A 7,928-nucleotide genomic window follows, 5' to 3' on the forward strand; every position below is an offset into this window, starting at 1 on the left:
GGCGCCGGCGCCCGCGCCGGCGGCCGGTTCGCGGTCCGCCCGGACCGCGTGCGGGGCCTCCGGCCGCTCGACGTCCTGGGCCTCGGCCCGTACCTCCGGCCCCGCCGGGTCGCCCTGCGCGGCCGGCAGCGGGGCGAGCGCGGCCAGGCCGGCGCCGGCGAAGTAGAGCCAAGCGGTCACCGTGTGGTCCTCCCGGTCCGGTGTGAAAGGTGGTCCCGGGTGAAGAAACGATCAAGAGCCCGGTTCGACACGCATCGGGCTGTCCCTCGGAGCGGCCGCGGGCGGGAGGGCGGTCACCGGTGCGTGGCGTCAGCCGGTGTCGAGGCCGTCGATCAGACGGCCCAGGAACCGGGTGAAGGTGGCGTCGGGAGTGACGGGGCGTCCGGGAGCGGCGAGGGCTTCGGCGAGTTGCGGGTGGTGGCCGTCGGCGGCGACGGCGGCGAGGTAGCGGGCCTCGGCCGCGGACCGGTCCGGTGATCGTGAGACCGCGGCCTGCGCGATCTCATGGGCGACGTGACCGGCCACGAATGCGGTGAGCTGGGCGAAGACCTCCAGCTTCGCCGCGCCGTCCAGCCCGGTGGGCCGCAGGACGGCGAGCACGTGCTCCAGGAAGGCCAGGGTGTTGGGTCCCGGAACGCGACGGGTGGTCAAGGCGGCGGGCAGCCAGGGGTGGCGCAGCATGTGGGTGCGCTGCAGGTGGGCCACGGTCTTCAGGTCGGTACGCCAGTCGCCGCTGGGCGGGTCCGTGACGGTGAGTTCGCCGCTGACGTGGTCGACCATCAGTTCCAGCAGCGTCTCCTTGTCGGGGGCGTAGCTGTAGAGCGACATGACGCCCGCTCCGACTTCGGCGGCCACTCGCCGCATGGTGACCACGTCGAGTCCTTCCGCGTCCGCCAGAGCGACGGCTGCCGCGGTGATCGCCTCCCGGCTGAAGGTGGGTCTGCGGCCCCTGCGGGGCTCGGTGGGGCGCAGCCAGAGCTGTTCGGGGTCGACTGCGCCGCCGCCGGACCTTCCGTCACTGGACACAGCCTCGCGCTCCTTCCCTGGCCCCTGGTTGTCGAGGGGCTGTTGCACAGGCCATCCAAGCATCCTCTATTCTCGTACATCGTACGAGAATGAGAGAAGTCAGAGGAGGGGAACGATGTCATCACGCATGCCCGACGCCGTTGTCAGGCCGGGCTGGGTGCCACCCGCCGGAAAGCCGCCGCTGTCCTCCCGGATGATGCGGGCGACCTGGCGAGGCCTGCCGGCGAAACGGCACGAGGTCGGATGGGAGCCGGGGCTGGTGGTGCCGGCCGCCGACGGCAGCCCGTTGATCACCGACCACTACTTTCCGCGCACCCAGGGCGACTTCCCCACCCTCCTGGTCCGCTCGCCCTACGGCCGAGGCCTGCCGTGGTCGCCCCAGTTCGGCCTGCTCTTCGCCGAACAGGGCTTCCACGTGGTCCTGCAGAGCTGCCGCGGCACCGGCGGCTCGGGCGGCGTGTTCGACCTGTGGCGCAACGAGGCCGCCGACGGACAGGCCACCGTGTCGTGGCTACGCGGGCAACCCTGGTTCGACGGAACGCTGGGGACCGTCGGCCCCAGCTATATGGGCTACGTGCAATGGGCCCTCGCCCTGGACCCGCCCCCGGAACTGAAGGCCATGGTGGTGCAGGTAGGGCTGCACGATCCCCACGCCGCATTCCACGCGGACGGTGCGCTCCGCCTGGAGAACGCCCTCGTCGTGGGCCTGGGCATGACCTACCAGCACCAGGGCACGGCGCCGTTCCTCAGGGCGGTACTGCGCCTTCAGCGCCGCCTGCGCGAGGTCACCATGGCGCAGCCCCTGCGTGGGTCGTACAGATCAGGCCTCGGCGGCGAACTGCCGTGGCTGGACGGCGCGATGACACACCCGGACCCCGAGGACCCCTACTGGCACGGCGCGTCGATGGCGGAGTCGGCGGAGCGGCTCCGCGTGCCCACAGCCCTGATCACCGGATGGCACGACGTGCTGGTCGACCAGACCTTCGAGCAGTACGAGCGGCTGCGCCGGGGCGGATGCGATACCGCCCTGCTCGTCGGTCCCTGGACCCACACGTCCGCCCTGCAGCGAGGATGGCCGGAGCTGTTCGCCGAAAGCCTCGCGTGGCTGCGCGCCCACCTGCACGCTGATCCCTCCGGCCTGCGTCCCACCGCGGTGCATGTGCACGTCGGCGGCGAAAACACCTGGCGGGACCTCGACGACTGGCCGCCGGCCGCGGCTGCCACCTCGTGGTACCCCGTCCCCGGCGGGCATCTCACCCAGCAGGCCCCCGCGGACTCCGACTCCGCGCCCGTGGCGGCGTTCCGCTACGACCCGGCCGACCCCACCCCCTCCCTCGGCGGCCCACTGCTCTCCCGGACCGCCGGTCCCCGGGACAACGCCGCCCTGGAGGCCCGGGACGACGTCCTGACCTTCACCGGCCCACCGCTGACCGAGCCCCTGGACGTCCTGGGCCCCGTCTCCGCACGGCTGACCATCTCCACGGACACCGGACATGCCGACGTCTTCACCCGGCTGTGCGACGTGGACCCGCAGGGCCGCTCCGTCAACATCTGTGACGGGTTCGGCCGGCTGCGGCCGGCCGGACACGCGTCCTCGCAGGTCACTGTGCCGATGAGTGCCACCGCCCACCGCTTCCCCGTCGGCCACCGCATACGCTGGCAGATCAGCGCAGGCGCCCACCCGCGCTACGCCCGCAATCCCGGCACCGGCGAGTCGCCGGTGGACGCCACCGCCTTCACACCGGTGCGCGTCACGCTCCACACGGACTCGGCACTGGTACTTCCCACCGGCCGCCCTGGGCTCGCGTAGTCCGTCAGCCCTCCGGGAAACGGTCGACGAGCCGGGCCGCCCCCGGCCCGGCTCACTCCCCCGCGCTCACTCCCCCACGCACCCCGCGGGCCCGGCCGGGCCGGGCCGTCAAGGGGCTGTGCACATAGCGGCCGACCTGCCTTCCAGCGGTGTCGCGGCCGTGTCCGGATGGGTTAGGAAGGTGGTGGAACGTCCGTGGTGTGCATCTTCCCGGACGCCGAACCCACCTCTTCCCGAAGGGACTTCACCATGCGTACCCACCTTGTCCGTACCGCCGTCGTGGCCCTCGCGGCCGCCGCCACCGTCGTCGTGGCCGGCACGCCTTCCTCCGCCGCCACCGAGGTGCCCTGGAGCGCCTCCCACGGGACGGCGTCGGCGAGCGGCACCCGGTGGACCGAGCGGCCCGCCGGTTCCACGTCCACCGTGCTCGTGGTCAAGGGCGAGCTGAGGAACACGGGCAGCGGCTGCTACGCGGTGTGGTCGCAGTTCACCTTCGACTTCATGCCGCGTCCCGCGCGCAAGCACGCGTCGCTGTGCGGCCCGGGCGCCGTGCCCGTCGAGTTCAGCACGGCGTACTCCGCGCTGACCACCGGGTCGGTCTTCATCTGCAAGGGGGACACGCTCCAGGACTGTGGCGAGCGCCGGACCCTCACGTCCTGGCCCGTCCAGGCGGCCGCCACCGCGGTCAACTGAGTCCCGGCGCCAGGGAGAGGGCCGGGACGTAGCGGCGGACCGAGTCGCCCGTGACGCCCGGGAAGGCGAGGACCGCGTCCCACTGCGGGGTGCCGGAGCCGACGCCGCGGCCCGGGGCGGCCATGGCCTCGATGTGCGCCTCCTCCGTCTCCCACTCGGCGTAGTTCAGCATCCGGGTGCCGTCGGTGCCGTCGGTGCCGACGTGGAAGTGGGCCGCGATGCCGCCCGGCGCCGGGGCCGGGTCGGTCGCCAGGGCGTCGAGGACCAGGTCCACGAAGGTGCGCGGGGCGGCGGCGTCGGAGCCGTCGAACTCGGCGTCCACGACGACCACGCAGCCCGGCACCGCGTCCTTGCCGGTGTCCACGGCCCGGTAGGGGGCGTAGGCGTGCAGCGCGACCCGTTCGATGCCCGGCACGGCGGCGTCGATCTCGGCGTTGCGGTCGTCCCGGTAGGTGCGGACGAACTCGTGGTAGGCGCCCTCGTCCGTCCACTGCGAGTAGTGGAAGAGCGTCTCCCCCTCCGTGCCGATGTGCACCGTGTACGACAGGAGTCCCACGGCCGGCCAGTCCCGGCTGCGCCAGGCCTCGGCGATGGCGTCGACCGCGGCCCGCTGGCGTTCGGGGGTGCCCACCCGCCAGGTGCTGGCCATGACGACACCGACGTCGGGGCGGGAGAAGTCGGGGCGGGGGACGGTCTGGACGACGGCCTTCATGGTGGTGCCTCCTACGTCGTGCGGCGAGGGTCATGGCGAGCGGGCGGGCGGCGCAGTGCCGCCCGCCCGCTCGGTACGAGCCTCCCGCCTCAAGTGCGCTTGAGGTCAAGGCCGTGGCGGCGCACCGGAGAACGCCTGAGGGGCGCGGTCCTCTCGGATCGCGCCCCTCAGGCGTCGGTCGTACGCCCCCGGCTCAGGCCGGCCGGCGTCAGCCCGCCTCGGCACCGCCGAAGCGCTCGCGGTAGGACTCCAGGTCCTCGTCCGTGATCTTCGCGAAGAGCACCGGCGGCACGGTGAACGGGGTCCCCGCCGGGACCGCGTCCAGCGCTTGGGCCTGCTCCGGGGTCACCCACGCCGCGGTGTCGTCGGCCAGCGTGAACGCCGAGCGCATGGCGCGGGCCGAGGCGGGGATGAACGGCTCGGAGACCACCGAGTAGAGGTGGATGAGGTTCATCGCCGTGCGCAGCGTGAGCGCGGCGCCCTCCTGGTCGGTCTTGATCTCCAGCCAGGGGGCCTTCTCCTCCAGGTAGGAGTTGCCCGCCGACCACAGGGCGCGCAGCGCCGCCGCGGCCTTGCGGAACTGCAGGGCCTCCATGTGGCCCTCGTACTCGGCCAGCAGCTCGGCGATCTGGCGGCCGAGCCTGGCCTCCGCCTCGCCGGCCTGCTTGCCCGCGGGCACCTCGTCGCCGAAGCGCTTGCGGGAGAAGGACAGCACGCGGTTGACGAAGTTGCCGAGGGTGTCGGCGAGGTCCTTGTTGACCGTGGCGGTGAAGTGCTCCCAGGTGAACGACGAGTCGTCCGACTCGGGGGCGTTGGCGATCAGGAAGTAGCGCCAGTAGTCGGCCGGGAGGGTCTCCAGCGCCTGGTCGGTGAAGACGCCGCGCTTCTGGGAGGTGGAGAACTTGCCGCCGTAGTACGTCAGCCAGTTGAAGGCCTTGACGTAGTCGACCATCTTCCACGGCTCGCGCACGCCGAGCTCGGTGGCGGGGAACATCACCGTGTGGAACGGGACGTTGTCCTTGGCCATGAACTGCGTGTAGCGGACGTCCTCGGCCTCGAACCACCAGGACTTCCAGTCGCGGTTGTCCGCATCGGCGTCGGCCCACTCCTTGGTGGCGCCGATGTACTCGACCGGGGCGTCGAACCAGACGTAGAAGACCTTGCCCTCGGCGGCCAGCTCCGGCCAGGTGTCGGCCGGGACCGGAACGCCCCAGTCCAGGTCACGGGTGATCGCGCGGTCGTGCAGGCCCTCGGTCAGCCACTTGCGGGCGATGGAGGAGGCCAGCTGCGGCCACTCCGCCTCGTGCTGGGCGACCCAGGCCTCGACCTCGTGCTGGAGCTTGGACTGGAGGAGGAAGAGGTGCTTGGTCTCGCGGACCTCCAGGTCCGTGGAGCCGCTGATCGCCGAGCGGGGCTCGATCAGGTCGGTCGGGTCCAGGACGCGGGTGCAGTTCTCGCACTGGTCGCCGCGGGCCTTGTCGTAGCCGCAGTGGGGGCAGGTGCCCTCGACGTAGCGGTCCGGCAGGAAGCGGCCGTCGACCGGCGAGTAGACCTGCCGGATCGCGCGCTCCTCGATGAAGCCGTTCTCCTGGAGCCGGCGGGCGAAGTGCTGGGTGATCTCGCGGTTCTGCGCCGAGGAGCTGCGGCCGAAGTAGTCGAAGGACAGCTCGAAGCCGTCGTAGACCGCCTTCTGCGCGTCGTGCGCCTGGCCGCAGAAGTCGGCGACCGAGAGGCCGGCCTCCTTGGCGGCGAGCTCGGCGGGGGTGCCGTGCTCGTCGGTGGCGCAGATGTAGAGGACGTCGTGGCCGCGCTGGCGGAGGTACCGGGAGTACACATCCGCCGGAAGCATCGACCCGACCATGTTGCCCAGGTGCTTGATCCCGTTGATGTACGGAAGCGCGCTGGTGATCAGGTGTCGAGCCATCCTCGGATGCTCCATTTCGTATGTGCGGTACGTGTGTGCGGTACGTGACGGATTGTGATCCGGTTCATCGTATCGAATCGGCAGGAGGCCACGCGCCGCGTTTTCAAGGGGTGGACGTCACGCACGGGCGAGGACGGCGACCCGGAGCGTCACGGACCTCGCGATCTGACCCATGGTACAGGCGGTGCGCCTGCGCCCGGACCGGCGGCCGCGGCCGGACCGGCAGGCATGGTCCGACTTCCCCAAGGGCATATGCATCAGGGCGAGTTGGGCTCCGGTGCGATCGAGCACGATCACCGAACGGCAATCACCGAACGTAATACCTCCAGGATTCTTCTCTGCACATTACGCACCCCCCAAACGCTGAAAGGGTTGGAGGCAAGCGTCTCCAGTGCCGCGAGGGGAGAGGTGGAACGGTGAGCGATGGCGGACCGGAGGAGTCCGGCGGGGCGGTGGGGCTGCCCAGCCGACGGAAACGGGCGACTCCCATGAGCCAGTGGGACGCGCCCGCGCGCCTGTCGTACTGGGCCTTCCACGCCGACCGCAGGCCCGCGTACATGCGCTTCGCGTACCTGCAGCTGGGGTCCGACGCGGATGCCGAGGACGCGGTCGACGCCACCTTCGACGCGATCATGAACGAGTGGCTGCGCATGCTGCACATGGACCGGCTGGAGGCGTACGCCTGGACGGTCCTCAAGCACCGCATAGTCGACCAGCAGCGCAAGCGGAACCGTCGTCCCGAGCCGATGGACATCAGCGCCTTCGAGGCCGCGCTCAAGGACGCCGCCGTGGACCCCTACGACGTGCTGACCGACACCATCCAGTTCTACTCGGCGGTCTCGCGCCTCGCCGAGCGGCAGCGCGACGCCGTCCTGCTGCGGTACGGCCTCCAGTGCACCACCGGCGAGGCCGCCGCCGTGATGGGCGTCGAAGAGGCCACCGTCCGCTCCCACATCAGCCAGGCGCTCCGACGGCTCGCCCGGCTGCTCGCCGCCCCTCGTGACGGGAAGCCGGGCTCATGACCGACCGCAACACCCCACGCGACACCCCCCGCAACACCCCCCGACCACTGGACCACTACCTGTCCCGGGCCGGGGTCCGCAACCGCTACGCCCGCTACGACCTGCCCGCCGCCGAGGCCCGGCTGCTGCGCTCCCGCACCAGCCACCGGTGCCCGTGGAGCGGCGGCTGGAGCGACCCCGCCCGCGACTGCCCGGTCGACGCCGAGCAGGCCCGCCGGGACCTGAAGGCGGTCTGCCTGGCCGTCGTCTGCGCGCCGGGCGCCGGCGCGGACCTGGACGCCTTCCCCGCGAGCCACCACACCGACCGGGCGGGCGCGCTCGCCTTCGCCTGCCTGCTCCACCTGTCCGGGCTGCGGGACGGGGCCCGCTTCTGGTGGCAGTTCGCCGCCGGGGCCGGCTGCGCCCGGGCCGCGTACTGCCTCTTCCTGGACCACTCGCGGCGCGGCGAGCACCACGACGCCCGGACCTGGGCCGACGAGCTGGCCGGCCACGGCTTCCGGCCCGGCGGGCAGCGGGAGCTGCGCGAGGTGCGGCTGTGCGCGCAGGCGGCCGTCCTGCGCCACGTCGACCAGTGCGAGGACGCCGACCTCGGGCCCGTGCCGCTGCCCCGCCCGGGCCTGGTGGTCGCCCCCACCGTTCCGGCCGACCCCATCGCCGAGGCCAGGGGCACCCCCGGGCCCGCCCTCTCCCCCCCGTTCCCCTCCCTGCCGCCCCACCCCGCCACCCAAGCCCTGACACCAG

The 7,928-nt window shown here is 72.3% G+C and carries 8 protein-coding genes; 4 read left to right on the forward strand and 4 right to left on the reverse strand.

Annotated elements, in window-relative coordinates; translation table 11 throughout:
- Positions 1 to 180, reverse strand: a 180-nt coding sequence (locus GPJ59_RS30355; RefSeq protein WP_219671123.1) for a hypothetical protein, incomplete at its 3' end; no start/stop codon positions are given.
- 129 nt (positions 181 to 309) lie between these two features.
- Entirely contained in the window at positions 310 to 1,026 is a 717-nt protein-coding gene (locus tag GPJ59_RS30360) for a TetR/AcrR family transcriptional regulator C-terminal domain-containing protein (protein ID WP_219671124.1), read from the reverse strand.
- A gap of 196 nt (positions 1,027 to 1,222) precedes the next feature.
- Here GPJ59_RS30360 and GPJ59_RS30365 point away from each other — a divergent pair, with 196 nt between their 5' ends.
- Together GPJ59_RS30365 and GPJ59_RS30370 are read left to right on the forward strand one after the other, a co-directional pair.
- On the forward strand, positions 1,223 to 2,836 hold the full coding sequence (locus GPJ59_RS30365; RefSeq protein WP_219671129.1) for a CocE/NonD family hydrolase: 1,614 nt from the start codon (positions 1,223 to 1,225) through the stop codon (positions 2,834 to 2,836).
- A gap of 249 nt (positions 2,837 to 3,085) precedes the next feature.
- Entirely contained in the window at positions 3,086 to 3,529 is a 444-nt protein-coding gene (locus GPJ59_RS30370; protein WP_219671125.1) for a hypothetical protein, read from the forward strand.
- Here GPJ59_RS30370 and GPJ59_RS30375 read toward each other — a convergent pair.
- Both GPJ59_RS30375 and metG read right to left on the reverse strand, forming a co-directional pair.
- Entirely contained in the window at positions 3,522 to 4,241 is a 720-nt protein-coding gene (locus GPJ59_RS30375; protein WP_219671126.1) for an antibiotic biosynthesis monooxygenase, read from the reverse strand. The genes GPJ59_RS30370 and GPJ59_RS30375 overlap by 8 nt on opposite strands.
- A 208-nt stretch (positions 4,242 to 4,449) precedes the next feature.
- A complete protein-coding gene (gene metG / locus GPJ59_RS30380) occupies positions 4,450 to 6,165 on the reverse strand; it encodes a methionine--tRNA ligase (RefSeq protein ID WP_219671127.1) in 1,716 nt (571 codons plus the stop codon).
- 488 nt (positions 6,166 to 6,653) lie between these two features.
- Here metG and GPJ59_RS30385 point away from each other — a divergent pair, with 488 nt between their 5' ends.
- A complete protein-coding gene (locus tag GPJ59_RS30385; RefSeq protein WP_258025152.1) occupies positions 6,654 to 7,187 on the forward strand; it encodes an RNA polymerase sigma factor in 534 nt (177 codons plus the stop codon).
- On the forward strand, positions 7,184 to 7,928 hold a 745-nt coding region (locus tag GPJ59_RS30390), incomplete at its 3' end, for a hypothetical protein (RefSeq protein WP_219671128.1). The genes GPJ59_RS30385 and GPJ59_RS30390, both read left to right, overlap by 4 nt.

The organism is Streptomyces bambusae (genome assembly GCF_019400985.1).
GTDB classification, from domain to species: domain Bacteria; phylum Actinomycetota; class Actinomycetes; order Streptomycetales; family Streptomycetaceae; genus Streptomyces; species Streptomyces bambusae_A.

What these genes read in the sequence shown, in the direction of transcription:
- GPJ59_RS30365 (WP_219671129.1), top strand. Translation starts at nt 1,223, where the DNA reads ATGCGGGCGACCTGGCGAGGCCTGCCGGCGAAACGGCACGAGGTCGGA.
- metG (WP_219671127.1), bottom strand. Translation starts at nt 6,165, where the DNA reads ATGGCTCGACACCTGATCACCAGCGCGCTTCCGTACATCAACGGGATC.
- GPJ59_RS30375 (WP_219671126.1), bottom strand. Translation starts at nt 4,241, where the DNA reads ATGAAGGCCGTCGTCCAGACCGTCCCCCGCCCCGACTTCTCCCGCCCC.
- GPJ59_RS30385 (WP_258025152.1), top strand. Translation starts at nt 6,654, where the DNA reads ATGAGCCAGTGGGACGCGCCCGCGCGCCTGTCGTACTGGGCCTTCCAC.
- GPJ59_RS30370 (WP_219671125.1), top strand. Translation starts at nt 3,086, where the DNA reads ATGCGTACCCACCTTGTCCGTACCGCCGTCGTGGCCCTCGCGGCCGCC.